The organism is Streptomyces sp. NPDC032472 (assembly GCF_040636955.1).
Classification (GTDB): Bacteria; Actinomycetota; Actinomycetes; order Streptomycetales; family Streptomycetaceae; genus Streptomyces.
In genome coordinates this window covers 25,735-45,989 of sequence record NZ_JBEZVK010000051.1, presented here as the reverse complement: position 1 = coordinate 45,989, position 20,255 = coordinate 25,735, and the positions used below count along the sequence as shown (strand labels likewise).

General features: G+C 76.0%; 4 protein-coding genes. 2 read left to right on the top strand and 2 right to left on the bottom strand.

Going from position 1 to position 20,255, the window contains the following annotated elements; all coding sequences use genetic code 11:
- Nucleotides 1–5,984 (top strand): SDR family NAD(P)-dependent oxidoreductase (locus AB0F11_RS27975; RefSeq protein ID WP_362179249.1); only part of this gene is annotated, 5,984 nt, incomplete at its 5' end.
- 34 nt (nucleotides 5,985–6,018) lie between these two features.
- Nucleotides 6,019–17,841: an SDR family NAD(P)-dependent oxidoreductase gene (locus AB0F11_RS27970; RefSeq protein ID WP_362179247.1), complete on the top strand. Its 11,823-nt coding sequence runs from the start codon at nucleotides 6,019–6,021 to the stop codon at nucleotides 17,839–17,841.
- 222 nt (nucleotides 17,842–18,063) lie between these two features.
- Here the strand turns inward: AB0F11_RS27970 and AB0F11_RS27965 are convergent, their stop codons facing one another.
- On the bottom strand, nucleotides 18,064–19,599 hold the full coding sequence (locus tag AB0F11_RS27965) for an FAD-dependent monooxygenase (protein ID WP_362179244.1): 1,536 nt from the start codon (nucleotides 19,597–19,599) through the stop codon (nucleotides 18,064–18,066).
- Entirely contained in the window at nucleotides 19,592–20,209 is a 618-nt protein-coding gene (locus AB0F11_RS27960) for a PadR family transcriptional regulator (RefSeq protein WP_362179241.1), read from the bottom strand. The genes AB0F11_RS27965 and AB0F11_RS27960 overlap by 8 nt, the downstream gene beginning before the upstream one ends.
- Nucleotides 20,210–20,255 lie beyond the last annotated feature (46 nt).

Below are 20,255 nucleotides of genomic sequence, written 5' to 3'. Positions count from 1 at the left end.
ACCGGCGTGCCCAGGGCCTGCCGGGCCTGTCCCTGGCCTGGGGCCTGTGGCACCCCGACGCGGGCGGCATGGGCGCCGGCCTCACCACCGCCGACCTGGACCGCATGGCACGGGCCGGGGTGCTGGCGCTCGACGCCGAGCAGGGCCTCGCCCTGTTCGACGCCGCGCTGGGCGCCCCGTACGCCCACGTCCTGCCGATCCACCTCGACCTCGCCGCCCAGGCCCGCTCCGCGGCCCCGCCCGCGCCGCTGCTGCGCTCGCTGGTCCGCACCCCGGTCCGGCGGACGGCGGCTGCCGCCGCAGTCTCCGGCGGCGCCACCGCCGGGAACCCGCTCGCGCAGCGGCTGGCGGCCCTGCCCGACGCCGCCGCGCGCCGCGACGTGCTGCTGGAGCTCACCCGTACGCACATCGCGGCCGTCCTCGGCTTCGCCGGGCCGCACGCGGTGGCCGCCGACTCGCTCTTCGCCGAGCTGGGCGTCGACTCGCTGACCGGCGTGGAGTTCCGCAACGCGCTCGGCGCCGCGGCCGGGATCCGGCTGCCCGCCACGCTCGTCTTCGACCACCCGACCCCGCTCGCGGTCGCCGACTTCCTCCTCACCGAGGTCCTCGGCGCTCCGGACGAGGCGGACACCGCCACGCCCGCCGCGGCGTCCTCGGCCGCGTTCGCGTCCGACGAGCCCATCGCGATCGTCGGCATGGCCTGCCGCTACCCCGGCGGGGTCAACACGCCCGAGCAGCTGTGGGAGCTGCTCGCGGCGGGCACCGACGCCGTCACCGCCCTGCCCGAGGACCGCGGCTGGGACACCGGGGCCCTGTACGACCCGGACCCGGACGCCACGGGCAAGACGTACTCCCGGCACGGCGGGTTCCTGGCGCAGGCCGCGGACTTCGACCCCGCGTTCTTCGGGATCAGCCCGCGCGAGGCCCTCGCCACCGACCCGCAGCACCGGCTGCTGCTGGAGACGGCCTGGGAGGCCTTCGAGAGCGCGGGCATCGACCCCACCGGGGCCCGGGGCACGGCCACCGGCGTCTTCGCCGGCGTCATGTACAACGACTACGGCATCCGGCTCAGCCAGTACCCGGCGGACCTTGAGGGCTACCTCGGGACCGGCAGCTCGGGCAGCGTCGCCTCCGGCCGCGTCGCCTACGTACTGGGCCTGGAAGGCCCCGCGCTGACGGTCGACACCGCCTGCTCCTCTTCGCTGGTCACCGTGCACATGGCCGCGCAGGCGCTGCGCAGCGGTGAGTGCAGCATGGCGCTCGCCGGCGGTGTCACCGTGATGGCGACCCCGGAGACCTTCGTCGGCTTCAGCCGTCAGCGGGGGCTCGCCCCCGACGGCCGCTGCAAGCCGTTCGCCGAGGCCGCCGACGGCACCGGCTGGGGCGAGGGCGCCGGCATGCTGCTCCTGGAGAAGCTGTCGGACGCGCGGAAGAACGGGCACCGGGTGCTCGCCGTCGTGCGTGGCTCGGCCGTCAACCAGGACGGCGCCAGCAACGGCCTGACCGCCCCGAACGGCCCCGCCCAGCAGCGGGTCATCCGGCAGGCGCTCGCGAGTGCGCGTCTCGCCGCCCATGAGGTCGACGCGGTCGAGGCGCACGGCACCGGTACGAAGCTCGGCGACCCCATCGAGGCGCAGGCGCTGCTCGCCACGTACGGGCAGAACCGGGCCGAGGACAGGCCCCTGTGGCTGGGCTCGGTCAAGTCCAACCTGGGGCACACCCAGGCCGCGGCCGGTGTCGCGGGCATCATCAAGATGGTCCTCGCCCTGCACCACGAGGAGCTGCCGCGCACCCTGCACGTGGACGCGCCCAGCAGCCACGTCGACTGGACGGCGGGTGCGGTCTCGCTGCTGACCGAGACGCAGAAGTGGCCCGCGGGGGAACGCCGCCGCCGGGCCGGCATCTCCTCCTTCGGCATCAGCGGTACGAACGCCCACGTCATCATCGAGGAGGCCCCGGCCGCCGAGACCGCGGAGGCCGCCACGGCCCCGCGCCGGCTGCCCGCCGTGCCCTGGCTGCTGTCGGGCAAGACGCAGGGAGCCGTACGGGACCAGGCCGCGGCCCTCCTGGAACTCCTGACCCGACGCCCCGACCTGGACACCACCAACATCGGCTACACCCTGGCCACCGCGCGGACCGCGTTCACGCACCGGGCCGCGGCCGTGGCCGGCGACCGGGCGTCCCTGCTGGCCGCGCTCACCTCCCTCACCGAGGAGGACACCACTGCCGCCGGATCCTTCCGGGGCACGGCGGCGGGCACGCGGCTGGGCTTCCTGTTCACGGGGCAGGGCAGCCAGCGGGCGGGGATGGGGCGTGAGCTGTACGACCGGTACCCGGTGTTTGCGGCTGCGCTGGACGAGGTGTGCGCTGCGCTGGATGCGCACCTTGAGCGGCCGCTGAAGGATGTTCTTTTTGACGAGGATCCGGCTGATCTGAACCGGACGGAGTACACGCAGCCCGCGTTGTTCGCGCTCGAGGTGGCGCTGTTCCGGCTGGTCGAGGCGTGGGGTGTGCGTGCTGACGCGCTTGCCGGGCACTCGATCGGTGAGCTGGCCGCCGCGCATGTGGCCGGGCTGTGGTCCCTTGAGGATGCGGCTCTGCTGGTCGCTGCTCGTGGGCGGCTGATGCAGGCGCTGCCCGCCGGTGGTGCGATGGCCGCCGTCCAGGCCACCGAGGAGGAGGTGCGCGCCGTCCTGGGCGATGGCGTGGGGATCGCTGCCGTCAACGGGCCGACCTCGCTGGTCGTGTCGGGTGCGGAGGCCGCCGTCGAGGCCGTTGTCGCGCACTTCGCCGCGGCCGGGCGGAAGACCAAGCGGCTTGTTGTGAGCCATGCGTTCCACTCCCCGTTGATGGAGCCGATGCTCGCCGAGTTCGGGGAGGTCGCCGGTCGGCTGGCGTACTCCGAGCCGAGCCTGCCCATCGTGTCCACGCTGACCGGCAAGCCCGCCTCGTACGAGGAGCTGTCCGACCCGCAGTACTGGGTGCGGCACGTCCGCGAGGCCGTGCGGTTCGCGGATGCCGTGAACACGCTGCAGCAGCAGTCCGTCACCACGTTCCTGGAGCTCGGCCCGGACGCGGTGCTCACCGCGATGGCCGCCGAGTCCCTCGACGCGGAGTCGGTGGCGGTTCCCGCGGTCCGGCGTGACCGGCCCGAGGCGCAGGGTCCCGCCGAGGCGGTGGCCCGGCTGCACACCCACGGGGTGGCGGTCGACTGGGCCGCGTTCTTCACGGGCACCGGCGCCCTCACCGTGGACCTGCCCACGTACGCCTTCCAGCACGCGCCGTACTGGCTCGCCGACACCGGCGCGGGCAGCGGCGACGCCGCAGCCTTCGGGCAGACCGGAGGCGGGCACCCGCTGCTGGGTGCGGTGGTCGAACTCCCCGAGGACGAGGCGGTCCTGTTCACGGGCCGGCTGTCGCTGCGCAGCCACCCCTGGCTCGCCGACCACGCCGTCGCCGGGACGGTCATCGTCCCCGGTGCCGCCCTGGTGGACATCGCCGTCCGCGCCGGTGACCACGTCGGCGCGGGTGTCCTGCAGGACCTCACCCTGCACGCCCCGGTGGTGCTGGAGGAGTCCGGTGCGCTGGCCCTGCGCGTGCAGGTGGGTGCGCCCGACGCGGCGACCGGCGGGCGTCCGCTGATCGTGTACTCGCGGCCCGAGGACGCCCCCGACGCCGGCTGGACCCGGCACGCGGACGGACTGCTCGGTGCCGAACGGCCCGTCCCGGGCTTCGACCTCGCGGCCTGGCCGCCGGCCGGGGCCGAGGCCGTCGACACGGCCGGGCTCTACACCGCACTGGCCGGCCTCGGGCTGGAGTACGGCCCGCTGTTCCAGGGCGTGACCGCCGCCTGGCGCGACGGGGACACGGTCCTCGCCGAGGTCGCGCTGCCCGCCGGGACCCCGCTCGACGGGTTCGGGCTGCACCCGGCGCTGCTGGACGCGGCGCTGCACGGGATCGGGCTCGGGGCGTTCACCCCCGACGACGGGCAGGCCCACCTGCCGTTCGCCTGGTCGGACGTCGCCCTGTACGCGCAGGGAGCCTCCGAGCTGCGGATCCGGATCAGCCCCACCGGGACCACCGGGCAGGCCGCGCTGGAGCTGGCCGACTCGACGGGTGCACCCGTCGCCTCGGTGGGTGCGCTGCTGCTGCGCCCGCTGGCCGGCGGTGACCTCGTACGGCGCCGGCTGGACGCGCTCCACGGCCTGGACTGGGTGCCCGTGCCCGCGGCAGCTGCCGAGGGTGCGCCGGCCGCGGAACCGGTGGTCTGCGTGGCTCCCGCGCACGCCCCGACCGGCGAGGCCGTGGCCACCGTGCTGGCCGCGCTGCAGTCCTGGCAGAGCGACGCGGACGGTGCGGACCAGGGGCGGCAGCTGCTCGTCCGGACCGGCGGTGCGGTGGCCGTGCTGCCCGGCGAGGACGTCACCGACCTGGCGCAGGCGGCCGTGACCGGCCTGGTGCGGGCCGCCCAGGCCGAGCACCCTGGGCTGATCGTCCTCCTCGACGCCGACGAGGCGCCGACCGCCGAGCAGACCGCGGCCGCGCTGGCCACCGGGGAACCGGAACTGGCACTGCGCGCGGATGCGTTCCACGCACCGCGGCTGGTGCGCGCCGTCCCGGACGCCGACGCCCAGGCGCCGGTGTTCCGGGAGGACGGGACCGTTCTGATCACCGGTGGTACCGGTGGGCTGGGTGCGCTGACGGCCCGGCACCTGGTGGCCGAGCACGGGGTGCGGAGGCTGGTGCTGACCAGTCGTCGGGGTGCCGAGGCGCCGGGGGCTGTGGAGTTGGCTGCGGAGCTTGAGGCTGCGGGTGCGGCTGTGGTGCTGGCGGCCTGTGATGTCGCCGACCGGGATGCGGTGGCGGCGCTGCTCGCCGAGCACCCGGTGACTGCGGTGTTCCATGCGGCGGGTGTGGTCGACGATGCGACGATCGGCTCGCTGAGCGCGGAGCGCGTGGCCAAGGTCCTCGCGCCCAAGGCGGATGCCGCCCGGTACCTCCACGAGCTGACCGCCGGACAGGAGTTGGACGCGTTCGTGCTGTTCTCCTCCGCCGCCGGTGTACTCGGCGGGCCGGGGCAGGGCGCGTACGCCGCGGCCAACGCCTACCTGGACGGACTCGCCGCCCACCGGCGGGCCCACGGCCTGCCCGGGCTGTCCCTGGCCTGGGGGCTGTGGTCCCCCGAGGCCGGCGGCATGGGCGCGGAGCTCGCCGAGGCCGACATCCGGCGCATGGCCCGCTCCGGGGTCCGCCCCCTGGGCACGGAGGAAGGCCTCGGTCTGCTGGACGCCGCCCCGGCCACCGGACGGGCCCTGCTCGTCCCGGCCGGCCTCGACGCCGGCGCCCTCGCCGGCGCTGCGGGCGAGGGCGGCGTACCGGCCCTGCTGAAGCTGCTGGTACGCGGCACCCCGGTCCGGCGGTCCACGGCCGCCGCCGGCGGCAGCGGCCCGGCGGGCGGCTCCGACCTGGCGGCCCGGCTGGCCGCCCTGCCGGCCGCCGACCGGCAGCGCACCGTACTGGACCTGGTCAGCAAGGAAGCGGCCGCCGTCCTCAACCTGGGCAGCGCCCACGACGTGGTGCCGGACAAGCCGTTCAAGGACTTCGGGTTCGACTCGCTGACCGCGGTCGAATTCCGCAACCGCCTGGGTGCGGCCGCCGGGATCCGGCTGCCCGCCACCGTGGTCTTCGACCACCCGACCCCCCGGGAACTGGCCGCCTTCGTCCTGGCGGAGGTGGCCCCCGAGAGCGATGCCGGGGCCGGGGACTACGAGGAGAGCGTGCGGGCCTCGCTGCTCTCCATCCCGCTGTCCCGACTGCGGGACTCCGGACTCCTGGAGACGCTGCTCGAACTGGCGGGCCACCGGCCCGACGGCGCGGGACTGTCGCCGGAGGACGGGGACCCGGCGGCGGACGCGGGCGAACTGATCGACGAGATGGATGCAGAGCGCCTCATCGCGATGGCACTCGAAGGATCTGACTTCTGATGACTTCCGATGACGCGGATTGGGTGGGGTAAAGGTGTCTGCACCGAACGAAAAGATCGTCGAGGCTCTGCGTGCCTCCCTCAAGGAGACCGAGCGCCTGCGCGAGCAGAACCGCAAACTGGCCGGCGCGGCCCACGAGCCGATCGCCATCGTCGGCATGGCCTGCCGCTACCCGGGCGGCGTGACGTCCCCGGACGAGCTGTGGCAGCTCCTCGCGGCGGGCGGGGACGGGGTCTCCGCCTTCCCGGAGGACCGCGGCTGGGACACCGAGGGCATCTATGACCCCGACCCGGACGCGGCCGGCAAGACCTACTCCCGCCACGGCGGGTTCCTCGACCGGGCCGCGGACTTCGACCCCGCGTTCTTCGGGATCAGCCCGCGCGAGGCCCTGGCCATGGACCCGCAGCACCGGCTGCTGCTGGAGACCTCCTGGGAGGCCTTCGAGCGGGCCGGCATCGACCCGGCGAGCGCCCGCGGCCGGTCGACCGGCGTCTTCGCCGGCGTCATGTACGGCGACTACAGCGAGGTGCTCGCCAACGCCACCGACGAGGTCGAGGGCTTCCTCGGCGTCGGCGGCAGCATCGCCTCCGGCCGCGTCGCGTACTCCTTCGGCTTCGAGGGCCCGGCCGTCACCGTCGACACCGCCTGCTCCTCGTCGCTGGTCGCCGTCCACCTCGCCGCGCAGGCCCTGCGCAACGGCGAATGCACCATGGCCCTGGCCGGCGGTGTCACCGTGATGGCCACCCCCGACACCTTCATCGACTTCAGCCGTCAGCGGGGCCTGGCCCCCGACGGCCGCTGCAAGCCGTTCGCCGAGGCCGCCGACGGCACCGGCTGGGGCGAGGGCGCCGGCATGCTCCTGCTGGAGAAGCTGTCCGACGCGCGGAAGAACGGGCACCGGGTGCTGGCCGTGGTCCGCGGCTCGGCCATCAACCAGGACGGCGCCAGCAACGGGCTGACCGCCCCGAACGGCCCCGCCCAGCAGCGCGTCATCCGCCAGGCCCTGGCCGGGGCGCGGATCTCCGCCGCCCAGGTCGACGCGGTCGAGGCGCACGGCACCGGTACGAAGCTCGGCGACCCCATCGAGGCGCAGGCGCTGCTCGCCACGTACGGCCAGGACCGGGCCGAGGACCAGCCGCTGTGGCTGGGCTCGGTGAAGTCCAACCTGGGGCACACCCAGGCCGCGGCCGGTGTCGCGGGCATCATCAAGATGGTCCTCGCGCTCCACCACGAGGAGCTGCCGCGCACCCTGCACGTGGACGCGCCCAGCAGCCACGTCGACTGGGAGGCCGGCGCCGTCCAGCTCCTCACCGAGGCCCAGCCGTGGCCGGCCGGGGAGCGGACCCGCCGCGCCGGTGTCTCCTCCTTCGGCATCAGCGGTACGAACGCCCACGTCATCGTGGAGGAAGCCCCGGCCGAGGAGACGGAGACCGCCGAGACCGCCGATGCGGCCTCGCCCGCCGTCCTGCCGGTGGTGCCGTGGCTGGTCTCCGCCAAGAGCGCCGAGGCGCTGCGCGAGCAGGCCGTCCGGCTGAGCGAATTCGTGGCCGCACGGCCCGAGCTCGACCCGACCGCCCTGGGCCTGACCCTGGCCACGCAGCGGGCCGCGTTCACCCACCGCGCCGCCGTCGTCGCCGAGGACCGGGACGCGCTGCTGGCCGGGCTGGACGCCATCGCCGCGGGCCAGAGCCCGTTCCAGGCGACGGCCCCCGCCGGAGGCGAGGCGCTGACCGCGTTCCTGTTCACGGGGCAGGGCAGCCAGCGGGCGGGGATGGGGCGTGAGCTGTATGCGCAGTACCCCGTCTTTGCGGCGGCGCTGGACGAGGTGTGCGCCGCGCTGGATGCGCACCTTGAGCGGCCGCTGAAGGACGTGCTGTTCGATGAGGACGCCACCGAGCTGAACCGGACGGAGTACACGCAGCCTGCGCTGTTCGCCATCGAAGTCGCTTTGTACCGGCTGGTCGAGGCGTGGGGTGTGCGTGCTGATGCGCTTGCCGGGCACTCGATCGGTGAGCTGGCCGCCGCGCATGTGGCCGGGCTGTGGTCGCTTGAGGACGCTGCACGGCTGGTGGCCGCTCGCGGTCGGCTCATGCAGGCGCTGCCCGCCGGTGGTGCGATGGCTGCCGTCCAGGCGACCGAGGAGGAAGTGCGCGCCGTCCTGGGCGATGGCGTGGGTATCGCTGCCGTCAACGGGCCGACCTCGCTGGTCGTGTCGGGTGCGGAGGCCGCTGTCGAGGCCGTCGTTGCGCACTTCGCCGAGGCCGGACGGAAGACCAAGCGGCTCGTCGTCAGCCACGCGTTCCACTCGCCGCTGATGGAGCCGATGCTCGCCGAGTTCGGTGAGATCGCCGCGCAGCTCACGTACTCCGAGCCGACCCTGTCGATCGTGTCCACGCTGACCGGGCAGTCCGCCTCGTACGAGGAGCTGTCCGACCCGCAGTACTGGGTGCGCCACGTCCGCGAGGCCGTCCGCTTCGCCGACGCCGTCACCACCCTGCAGCGCCAGGGCGTCACCACCTTCTTCGAGCTCGGGCCGGATGCGGTGCTCACGGCCATGGCCGCCGAGTCCCTCGACGAGGGCGCCACCGCCGTCCCCGCCGTCCGCCGCGACCGCTCCGAGGCGCAGGGCCTCACCGAGGCCGTCACGCGGCTCCACCTGCACGGCACCGCCGTCAACTGGCCCGCCTTCTACGGGGACACCTCCGTGCGGCCGGTCGCGGGGCTGCCCACGTACGCCTTCCAGAACCAGCGGTACTGGCCGCGCACCTCCCCGCTGCGGGCGGGTGACGCGGGCGCCCACGGTCTGCGGACCGCCGGGCACCCGCTGCTCTCCGTCGCCATCGCCCTGCCCGACTCCGATGCCGTCGTGCTCACCGGCCGCCTGGCCCTGACCACGCACCCGTGGCTCGCCGACCACGCCGTCGCCGGGACCGTCATCGTCCCCGGCGCCGCCCTCGTGGACATCGCCGTCCGTGCCGGCGACCAGGTCGGCTGCGGCGCCGTGCAGGACCTGACGCTGCAGGCCCCGCTGGTCCTGGGCGAGCAGGGCGCCGCCGTGCTGCGCGTGATGGTCGGCGAGGCCGACGGGCAGGGCGTGCGGCCCGTGACCGTCTTCTCGCGGGCCGAGGACGCGCTCGACGACGAGCCGTGGACCTGCCACGCCGACGGCACCCTCGCCCCGGCGGGCGCGCGCCCCGGCTTCGACTTCACCGCGTGGCCCCCGGCGGGCGCCGAGTCCGTCGACGTCGGCTCCCTGTACGGCGACCTCGCCGGCCTGGGCCTGGAATACGGGCCGGTGTTCCAGGGCCTGCACGCCGCCTGGCGCCTCGGCGAGGACGTGTACGCCGAGGTCGCCCTGCCCGAGGGCAGCGACACCGGCGGCTTCGGCCTCCACCCGGCCCTGCTCGACGCCGCCCTGCACGCGCTCGGGCTCGGCTCGTTCGTGGCCGACGGCGAGGGCCCGCAGCTGCCGTTCGCGTGGAGCGACGTCAGCCTGCACGCGGCCGGGGCGCAGGCCCTGCGCGTGCGGGTCTCCCGGGCCGCCACCGGCTCCGGGGTGTCCCTGCAGCTCGCCGACGCCACCGGCGCCCCCGTCGCCGAGGTCGGCTCGCTCACCCTGCGGGCGCTGGCCACCGAGCAGTTCGCCGCCGGCGGCTCCGGTGCGGGCCGCCGCCACGAGTCGCTGTACCGGCTCGACTGGCCGCTCACCCCGGTCCCGACCGGCGCCGAGGGCAGCGGCTTCACGTACGAGGTGCTCGGCGAGGACCCGTTCGGCCTGGCCGCGGCCCTCGCCGGGGCCGGCTCCCCGGCCGCCGCCGAGGGCGGCGCCGACCTGGCCTTCGCCACCTTCACCACCGCCGGACTCGACGCCCGCGACGCCGTGCACCGGGCGCTCGCGCTGCTCCAGGAGTGGCTGGCCGCCGAGCACCCGGCCGGGGCCCGCCTCGTCCTCGTCACCGGCGGCGCCATCGCCGCCGTCGCCGGGGACCGGCTGCCCGACCCGGCCGCCGCGGCCGTCGTCGGACTGGCCCGCTCGGCGCAGTCCGAGCACCCCGAGCGGATCGTCCTGGTCGACCTCGACGACAGCCCGGCCTCCCTGGAGGCCCTGCCCGGCGCGCTCGCCGCCGGGGAGCCGCAGCTGGCGCTGCGCTCCGGCACCGTCCACGCGGCCCGCCTCGTGCGCGCCGCCGACGACACGCTCACCCTGCCCGAGGGCGAGGCGCCGTGGCGGCTCGACTTCTCCGGCACCACCCTCGACAGCCTGTACGTGGCCGACTTCGCCGAGGCTGCCGAGCCGCTGGCCCCCGGCCAGATCCGGGTCGCGCTGCGCGCCGCCGGCCTCAACTTCCGCGACGTGCTCAACGTGCTCGGCATGTACCCGGGCGACGCGGGCCGGCTCGGCCTCGAGGCCGCGGGCGTCGTCGTAGAGACCGGGCCCGGCGTGGACCGGTTCGCGGTCGGCGACCGGGTGATGGGCCTGTTCTCCGGGGCGTTCGGCCCGCTCGCCGTCGTCGACCACCGCTTGGTGTCGAAGATGCCGGCGGCGTGGACGTTCGCCGAGGCCGCGGCCGCACCCGTCGTCTACCTCACCGCCTACTACGCGCTCACCGACCTCGCCGGGCTGCGCGCCGGGGAGTCCATCCTCATCCACGCCGCCGCCGGCGGCGTCGGCACCGCCGCCGTCCAGCTCGCCCGGCACCTCGGCGCCGAGGTGTACGGCACGGCCAGCCCCGGCAAGTGGAACGCCGTCAAGGCGGGCGGAGTCGACCCGGCGCGGATCGCCAACTCCCGCACCCTCGACTTCGAGCAGGAGTTCCTCGACGCCACCGGCGGACGCGGCATGGACGTGGTCCTGGACTCCCTCGCCCGCGAGTTCGTCGACGCCTCGCTGCGGCTGCTGCCGCGCGGCGGCCGCTTCGTCGAGATGGGCAAGACCGACATCCGCGATGCCGAAGAGGTCGCCGCCGCCCACCCGGGCGTCACCTACCGGGCGTTCGACGTCATGGACGCCGGCCCCGAGCGGATCCAGGAGATGTACGCGGCGCTGCTGGAGCTGTTCGACAGCGGAGCCCTCGCCCCGCTGCCCGTCACCGCCTTCGACGTCCGCCAGGCCCCCGAGGCGTTCCGCCTCATCGGGCAGGCCAAGCACGTCGGCAAGCTGGTCCTGACCGTGCCCGCCCCGCTCGCCGCGGACGGCACCGTCCTGGTCACCGGCGCCACCGGCGCGCTCGGCGGGCTCGTCGCCAAGCACCTCGTCACCCGGTACGGGGCCGGCCGGCTGCTGCTCGCCAGCCGCCGCGGCGCCGCCGCCCCGGGCGCCGCCGAACTCGTCGCCGAACTCGCCGAACTGGGCGCCACCGCCGAGATGGTCGCCTGCGACGCCGCCGACCGGGAGGCGCTCGCCGCGACCCTCGACGCGATCGACCCGGCGCACCCGCTGACCGCGGTCGTGCACGTCGCCGGCGTCCTCGACGACGGCGTCCTGGAAGCCCTCACCCCCGAGCGGCTCGACCGCGTCCTCGCCCCCAAGGTGGAGGCGGCCCGCAACCTGCACGAGCTGACCCGGCTCGCCGACCTGTCGGCGTTCGTGCTGTTCTCCTCCGCGGCCGGTGTCTTCGGCAACGCCGGACAGGCCAACTACGCCGCCGCCAACGCCTACCTCGACGCGCTCGCCGCGCACCGCCGCGCCCAGGGCCTGCCCGGCCAGTCGCTGGCCTGGGGCCTGTGGGCCGCCGAGGGCGGCGGCATGGCCGACACCCTCGACGAGGCCGAGCGGGCCCGCCTGGCCCGCTCCGGATCCGCCGCGCTCACCGCGGAGACCGGCCTCGCCCTGTACGACACGGCCGCCTCGCTGTCGGATGCGGCGCTCGTCCCGATCGTGCTGGACCTGCCCGCCTCCGCCGCCCCCGAGGAGGTCCCGCCGCTGCTGCGGGCCCTCGTACGGACCCCCGCCCGGCGCACCGCGCGCAGCGCCCCGAAGGCCGACACCGGCCTGCTCGCGGCGCAGCTCGCCCAGGTCGGCCCGGCCGAGCAGTACGAACAGCTCCTCACCCTCGTCCGGGCCAGTGCGGCGGCCGTCCTCGGCCACGCCGGCCCCGAGGCGGTCGACCCGGCGCTCGCGTTCAAGGACCTCGGCTTCGACTCGCTGACCGGCGTGGAGTTCCGCAACCGGCTCGGCGCCGCCTGCGGGCTGCGGCTTCCCGCCACGCTCGTCTTCGACTACCCGGCGCCCGACGTGCTCGCCGCGTTCCTGCGCGACGAACTGTGCGGGCAGAGCGGTCCCGCCGCGGCCGACGGCCGCGGCCCGGCCGCCGCAGCCGACGAGCCGATCGCGATCGTCTCCATGGCCTGCCGGTTCCCCGGCGGCGTCCGCTCGCCCGAGGACCTGTGGAAGCTGCTGGCCGCCCGCGGCGACGCCATGGGCGCCATGCCGACCGACCGCGGCTGGGACCTGGAGGCGCTCGTCGACCCGACCGCCACCCGCCCCGGCACCACCTACACCGACCAGGGCGGGTTCCTGCCCGACGCCCCGCTGTTCGACGCCACGTTCTTCGGGATCAGCCCGCGCGAGGCCCTCGCCATGGACCCGCAGCAGCGCCTGCTGCTGGAGACCTCCTGGGAGGCCCTGGAGCGCGCCGGCTTCGACCCGTACACGCTGCGCGGCAGCTCCACCGGCGTCTTCGCCGGCCTGATCTACCACGACTACGGAAACGGCTCCGGCTACGCCAACCTGCCCGACGGCGTCGAGGGCTTCCTCGGCACCGGCACCTCCGGCGGTGTCGCCTCCGGCCGCATCTCCTACGTGCTCGGCCTGGAGGGCCCGGCCGTCACCGTCGACACGGCGTGCTCCTCCTCGCTGGTCGCCCTGCACATGGCCGTCCAGGCCCTGCAGCGCGGCGAGTGCGACCTCGCGCTGGCCGGCGGTGTCACCGTCATGGCCAGCCCCGACACCTTCGTCGACTTCAGCCGCCAGCGCGGCCTCGCCGCCGACGGCCGCTGCAAGGCCTTCGCCGAGACCGCCGACGGCACCGGCTGGGCCGAGGGCGTCGGCATGGTCCTCGTCGAGCGGCTCTCCGACGCACAGCGCAACGGGCACGACATCCTCGCCGTGGTCCGCGGCTCCGCCCTCAACCAGGACGGCGCCAGCAACGGCCTGACCGCCCCCAACGGGCCCTCCCAGCAGCGGGTCATCCGCCAGGCCCTGGCCGCGGCCGGGCTGACCACCGGCGACGTCGACGCCGTCGAGGCGCACGGCACCGGCACCAGGCTCGGCGACCCGATCGAGGCGCAGGCGCTGATCGCCACGTACGGGCAGGACCGGCCCGAGGACCGGCCGCTGTGGCTGGGCTCGGTCAAGTCCAACCTGGGCCACACCCAGGCCGCCGCCGGCATCGCCGGCGTCATCAAGATGGTCGAGGCCCTCGGCCACGAGGAACTCCCCGCCACCCTCCACGTGGACGAGGCCAGCTCCCACATCGACTGGGCCGCCGGCTCCGTCGAACTGCTCACCGAGGCCCGGCCCTGGCCGCGCGCCGAGGGCGCGGTGCGCCGCGCCGGCGTCTCCGCCTTCGGCTTCAGCGGGACCAACGCCCACGTCATCCTGGAGGAGGCTCCGGCCCCGGCCCCGCTCGCCGGGACCGCTGCCGACGGTGTCCAGGGCGTCGACGGCGCTGCCGACGGACCGGCACTGTGGCTGGTCACCGGCCGCACCGAGCAGGCCCTGCGCGAGCAGGCCCGCCGGCTGCACGACCGGCTCGCCGCCGCCCCGACCGCGTACGCACCGGCAGCCGTCGGACACGCGCTGGCCACCACCCGCAGCCACTTCGAGCACCGGGCCGTCCTCGTCGGCGAGGACACCGCGGCCCTGATGGCGGCCCTCGAGGGGATCGCCGCACAGACCCCGGCCGCCGGCGCCGAGGAGGGCCTCGCCATCCCGCCGGGCAAGACCGTCTTCGTCTTCCCCGGCCAGGGCTCCCAGTGGGTCGGCATGGCCCGCGAACTCCTCGACACCTCCCCGGTCTTCGCCGACCGGCTCACCGCCTGCGCCGAAGCCGTCGACGCGTACACCGACTGGTCGCTGCTCGACGTGCTGCGCGGCGCCGACGGGGCCCCCGGCCTCGACCGCGTCGACGTGGTGCAGCCCGCCCTGTGGGCCGTCATGGTCTCCCTGGCCGCGCTGTGGGAGTCCCTCGGCGTGGTCCCGGCCGCGGTCGTCGGCCACTCCCAGGGCGAGATCGCCGCCGCCTGCGTGGCCGGCGCCCTCACCCTGGAGGACGCCGCCCGCGTCGTCGCCCTGCGCAGCCGGGCCCTGATCCGGCTCGCCGGCACCGGCGGCATGGTCTCCGTACCGCTGTCCGCCGCCGACACCGAGGCCCTGCTCGCCGCCTGGCCCGGGCAGATCTCCGTCGCCGCGCTCAACGGCCCGGCCTCCACCGTGGTCTCCGGCGACCCCGACGCCCTCGACGCGCTGGTCGCCGCCTGCGAGCAGCGCGGTGTCCGGGCCCGCCGCATCGACGTGGACTACGCCTCCCACTCGGCGCACGTGGAGTCCCTGCGCGAGGAGCTCGCCGAGCTGCTGGCGCCCGTACGGCCCCGCGCGGGCCGGATCCCGCTGCACTCCACCCTCCACGACCGGCTCGTCGACGGCAGCGGCATGGACGGCGCCTACTGGTACGAGAACCTGCGCCACACCGTCCGCTTCGAACCGGCCGTGCGGGCCCTCGCCGAGGGCGGGCACACCGTCTTCGTCGAGTGCAGCCCCCACCCGGTGCTGACCGTCGGCGTCCAGGACACCCTGGCCGACGCCGGGCACGCCGAGGACACCGTCACCACCGGCACCCTGCGCCGCGACCAGGGCGACCGCACCCGGGTCCTGGCCTCCCTCGGCCGGCTCGTCGCGCACGGCGTCCGCCCCGACTGGTCGGCCGTCCTGCCGGCCCCCGCGCCCGGCGCGGCGCGGGTCCCGCTGCCCACCTACCCCTTCCAGGGCGAGCGGTACTGGCTGGAGCCCACCGCCGCCGGCGCGGCCGACCCGGCCGCCGTCGGCCAGCGCGACGCCGCCCACCCGCTGCTCGGCGCGGCCGTCGCCCTGCCCGACCGGGACGGGCTGCTCCTGACGGGCCGTCTGTCGCTCGCCGCCCAGCCCTGGCTGGCCGACCACGCCGTCGGCGGGATCGTCCTCGTCCCGGGCACCGCCCTGGTCGAACTGGCCGGGTACGCGGGCGACGAGGCGGGCTGCGGCCACCTCGCCGACCTCACCCTGGAGGCCCCGCTCGTCCTCGCCGAACACGGCGAGGTCCAGCTGCGCGTCCTCGTCGACGCGCCCGCCGCCGACGGGGCCCGCCCCGTCCACGTCTGGTCCCGCGCGCACGACGCCGAGCCCGAGGACCCGTGGACGCGGCACGCCACCGGCTGGGTCAGCGACCGGGCGGCCGCGCCCGCCGCCGACCTCACCCAGTGGCCGCCGCCCGGCGCCGAGCCCGTCGACACCGACGGCCTCTACACCGGCCTGGCCGACCTCGGCCTCGACTACGGCCCGCTGTTCCGGGGCCTGCGCACCGCCTGGCGCGGTGAGGACGGCTCCCTGTACGCCGACATCGCGCTCCCGCTCGACGCGGCCCCCGCGGCCGCCGACTACGGGCTGCACCCGGCGCTGCTCGACGCCGCCCTGCACGGCATCGCCCTCGGCTCCTTCGTCACCGCCGAGGAGGGCGAGGCCGCCGGACCGTGGCTGCCGTTCTCCTTCTCCGGGGTCACCCTGCACAGCAGCGGCGCCGGCGCCCTGCGCATCCGGATCGGCGCGGCGGGAGGGGAATCGGTCACGCTCAGCGCCGCCGACGCCCAGGGCACCCCAGTCGCCACCATCGACGCCCTCCAGCTGCGCCGGCTGCCCGCCGACGCGCTGGCCCGGCTGGCCGCCGGCACCGGCAGCCCGTACCGCGACAGCCTGTTCGCGCTGTCCTGGACGCCGGTGGCCGCCGACCCCGACACGGCCGTCCCGGACGACTGGGCCGTCTTCGGCGACGACCCGCTGTTCCCGGGCCTGCCGGAGATCTACGGCACCGACGAGCTCGACGGCGTCGGCACCGTCCTGACCCCGGTGCACTGGCAGTCCGGCATCGAGGACACCGTCATGCAGACCCTGGGCGACCTGCAGGTCTGGCTCGCCGACCCGCGCACCGACACGGCCCGCCTGGTCGTCGTCACCCGCGGCGCGGTGGCCACCGGGCCCGGGGAGGACATCGCCGACCTCGCCCAGGCCGCCGTGCACGGCCTCGTGCGCGCCGCCCAGTCCGAGAGCCCCGGCCGGATCGTCCTCGCCGACATCGGCACCGACGTCCCCGACGCGGGCCTGCTCGCCGCCGCCCTGGCCACCGGGGAGCCCGAATTCGCGCTGCGCGACGGCGCCGTCCTCGTACCGCGGCTGACGCGGGCCGAGGTGCCGGCCGCGCCGCAGGGCCCGGCGCCGCTGTGGCGGGAGGACGGCACCGTCCTGATCACCGGTGGCACCGGTGGGCTGGGCGCCCTGACCGCACGGCACCTGGTGGCCGAGCACGGGGTGCGCAAGCTGGTGCTCGTCGGGCGCCGGGGCGCGGACGCCCCGGGGGCCGGTGAGTTGGCTGCCGAGCTGGAGGCTGCGGGGGCGTCGTCCGTGGTGCTGGCGGCGTGCGACGTCGCCGACCGGGATGCGGTCGCGGAGCTGCTGGCCGCGCACCCGGTCACGGCCGTGGTCCACGCGGCGGGCGTGCTCGACGACGCCACCCTGGGCCGGCTCACCCCCGAGAAGCTCGCCGCCGTCCTCGCCCCCAAGGCCGAGGCCGCGCAGCACCTGCACGAGCTGACCGCCGGGCTGGACCTGGACGCGTTCGTCCTGTTCTCCTCCTCCGCGGGCGTCTTCGGCAACGCCGGCCAGGCCAACTACGCCGCCGCCAATGCGTATCTCGACGCGCTCGCCGCCCACCGCCGGGCCACCGGCCTGCCGGGGCTGTCCCTGGCCTGGGGGCTGTGGGCCGAGCCCAGCGGGATGACCGGGCACCTCGACGAGGCCGACCGGGCCCGCCTGGCCCGCTCCGGCATCCGCCCGCTCACCCCTGCGCAGGGGCTGGAGCTGCTCTCCGCCACGCTGGCCGCCGCCCAGGGGGAGGACGCTGCAGATCCGCTGCTCGTGCCGATCGGGCTCAACACGGCCGCGCTGCGCGCCGCCGCGGACGGCAGCCCCGTACCGCACCTGCTGCGGTCCCTGGTGCGCGGGGCCGCCCGGCCCACCGCCCAGGCGGCGGCCGGTGCCGGGGCCGAGGCCGGGGCCGGGGCCGGTGCGGCGGGTGACGCGCTGCGGGCGCGGCTCGCGGCGCTGCCGGCCGACGAGTGGGAGACCGTGCTGCTCGACCTCGTCCAGTCCTACGCCGCGGCGGTGCTCGGCTTCGCCGGAACCGCCGCGGTCGGACCCACCCGCTCCTTCAAGGAGCTCGGGTTCGACTCCCTGACCGCCGTCGAGTTCCGCAACCGGCTCGGCAGCGCCACCGGGGTGCGGCTGCCCGCCACCGCCGTGTTCGACCACCCGACGCCGCTGGCGCTGGCGCGCCTGCTGTACGGGGAGCTCGCGCCCGAGCAGAGCGATCCCGCTGCCGCGGTGCTGGCCGAGCTCGACCGGCTGGAGGGGTACCTGCCCGACGTGGCGCTGGACGACGACACCCATGCGGCTGTCTCCGGTCGCCTGGAGGACCTGCTGGCGCGGTTCCGCAGCCTGCGTGCCCCTGCGGGGTCCGGCGACGGTTCCGCCTCGGTCGGCGCGAGGCTGGAGGACGCCTCGGCCGACGAGGTCCTGTCGTTCATCAACGACGAGCTCGGCATCGGCTGAACCCCGTCTCATTGCACGAGGCCCGGAGGGCCGGAGCGAACCTGCTCCGGCCCTCCGGGCCGTTCCGGCCCGGGCGGGGCTGGCCGGGTCCAGACCGAGGTCCGGTCCGCTGCGCGGAGCCTGTCGCCGCCCCGCCCCTTCCCGAAACCGGGCTCCGCCCGGACCCGGTCGCCTCAAAAGCCGGCGCGGCCGAAAGGCCCGGGCGCTTCGCGCCCGGTGCCCTCAAACGCCGCGCGGGCTGGAACGGGGTCCCCCGAACCAGCGCGCGAGGGTCTCCCGCAGCTCCTGCGCGGCCGTGTCCGCAGGGGTTGACGGTGCGCAGATCCATGCTGCGTGCCCGTCGGGACGGACGAGGACCGCGTCGGCGCGCTCCAGGGCGTGCGGGTGGGCACGGGCGGTGGTGACCCGCTCCGCCCATGGGCGGGCGGCGGCGGAGAGGGCCTGCGAGTCTGCCGTGCCGTCGAGCAGCAGTGCCCCGCCCGCCGTGCGGGTCAGCAGCGCCGAAAGGCCGTCCTCGCCGTCCTGGTCCAGCGGGACGTCCGGCACCATCCGTCCCGCCCACGGGTGTGCGGGGTCTCCGGAGGCGGGGTAGCGGGTGCCGACAGCGGTGATCGCCTCGGCCAACGGGCCGGCCGTGTCCCCGGACCCTGCCAGCTCGGCGAGCAGATCGCGGACGGGCGCCAGGCGGTCGTCGGCCCCGTTCGCCTGGGCGAGCACCGCCTGCGCACGGGTGTTGCGGAGCAGGCGCTTGCCGGCCGCGTGGCGCTCGTCGTGGTAGGTGTCGAGCAGGGCGTCCGGGGCCTGCCCGCGCGCCACCAGGGCGAGCTTCCAGCCCAGGTTGACGGCGTCGTCGATCGCCGCGTTGACGCCGATGGCACCGGCCGGGGGGTGGATGTGCGCGGCGTCCCCCGCGAGCAGGACCCGGCCCGCCCGGAACCGCTCGGCGAGCCGTGCCGCGTCCCCGAACCGGGTCAGCCACAGCGCCTCGGCGATCTCGGCCCGGTGCCCCAACGCGGCTTCGATCGTGCGCTGGAAGGAGCCGAGCGCCACCGGCCCGTGCGGGTCTGCGGGCGGTGCCGGGTCGGCGGTGACGAGACGGACGTAACCGGGGCGCGGGATCACGAACACCGAGCGGCCGCCGGGCCCGGTGTTGGGGCCGAACGAGACGGCCGACGGGTCGGCGAGCACCACGTCCCCGAGCAGGGTGAACTTCCGTGCGGGCGTCCCGGGGAAGCCGATCCCGGCCGCCTTCCGCACCGTGCTGCGGCCCCCGTCGCAGCCGACCAGCCATCGGCAGCGCACGGTTGACGGGCCGTCCGGGCCGTCCACGTCGACCGTCACGCCGTCACCGTCCTGCCGCAGCCCGGTGAGGCGCCGGCCGCGGGCAAGGCGCGCGCCCAACCCCACGGCCCACTCGGCGAGCAGTTCCTCCACGCGGGTCTGGGGGATGCCGAGGACGTAGGGGTGTTTCGTGCGCATGGCGGCGAGGTCGAGGCGGGATGCGCCGACGAACGCGGTCGAAGGCACTGTCGGACCCTCGGCGAGGAAGCGGGCGGCAAGGCCCCGGCGGTCGAGCAGCTCCAGGCTCCGGGCATTGAGGTTGAACCCACGGCAGAAGCCCGGCGGTTCGGGCTCCCGTTCCAGGACCAGTGCCCGCACCCCCGCGCGCGCCAACTCCCCGCCGAGTGCCAGCCCGGCGGGCCCGGCACCGACTACCAGGACGTCGACGACCCCGTTCTCCGTTTCGGTGTCATTCATCGTCCGCCCCCTCCGGCCACGTCAGCGTCCCGCGCTCGATCTCGTCGGCGGTGCCCTCCACCCAGGCCAGCTCGGCCTGTGCCATGGCGGCGGCGTACTCGGCCTCGATGACGAACAGGCGCGGCGCGTTGTGCTCCTCGCGGGCCGCGCGGTAGCCCTCGGCGTCCTGCGCGATCCGCTCCCGCAGCGCGGCGGCCCGCTCGCGCAGGGCCCCCGCCGCGCGGACGCGGCCCAGCGCGCCGAGGTATCCGACGGCGGACAGGAACCGCGGGTACTCGGGCGAGGGCTCCCGGATCAGCTCGTCGAGCCAGTCGGTGAAGCCGTCCCTTCCGGCCGGGGTGTGGCGGTAGACGGTGCGGGCCGGGCGGTTGCCGACCTGCTCGGTGCCGTCCGCCTCGATCCACCCGTCCCGCGTGAGCGCGCGCACGGTGTCGTAGAGCGATCCCGTCGTCAGCTTGAACGCGCGGTCCATGCCGCGCTCGCGGAGCGCACCGGCCATGGCATGGGGGTGCATCGGCTGCTCCAGCAGCAGCCCGAGTACGGCAAGGGCGAGGGCGTTGACGGGGCGTTTCGGGGGCTTTTGGCCGGTGCGGGGTTCAGGGGCGGGCATGCGGCTCCAGACGGTTGACCCTGCTTGATGGATTACTAGGTATCGA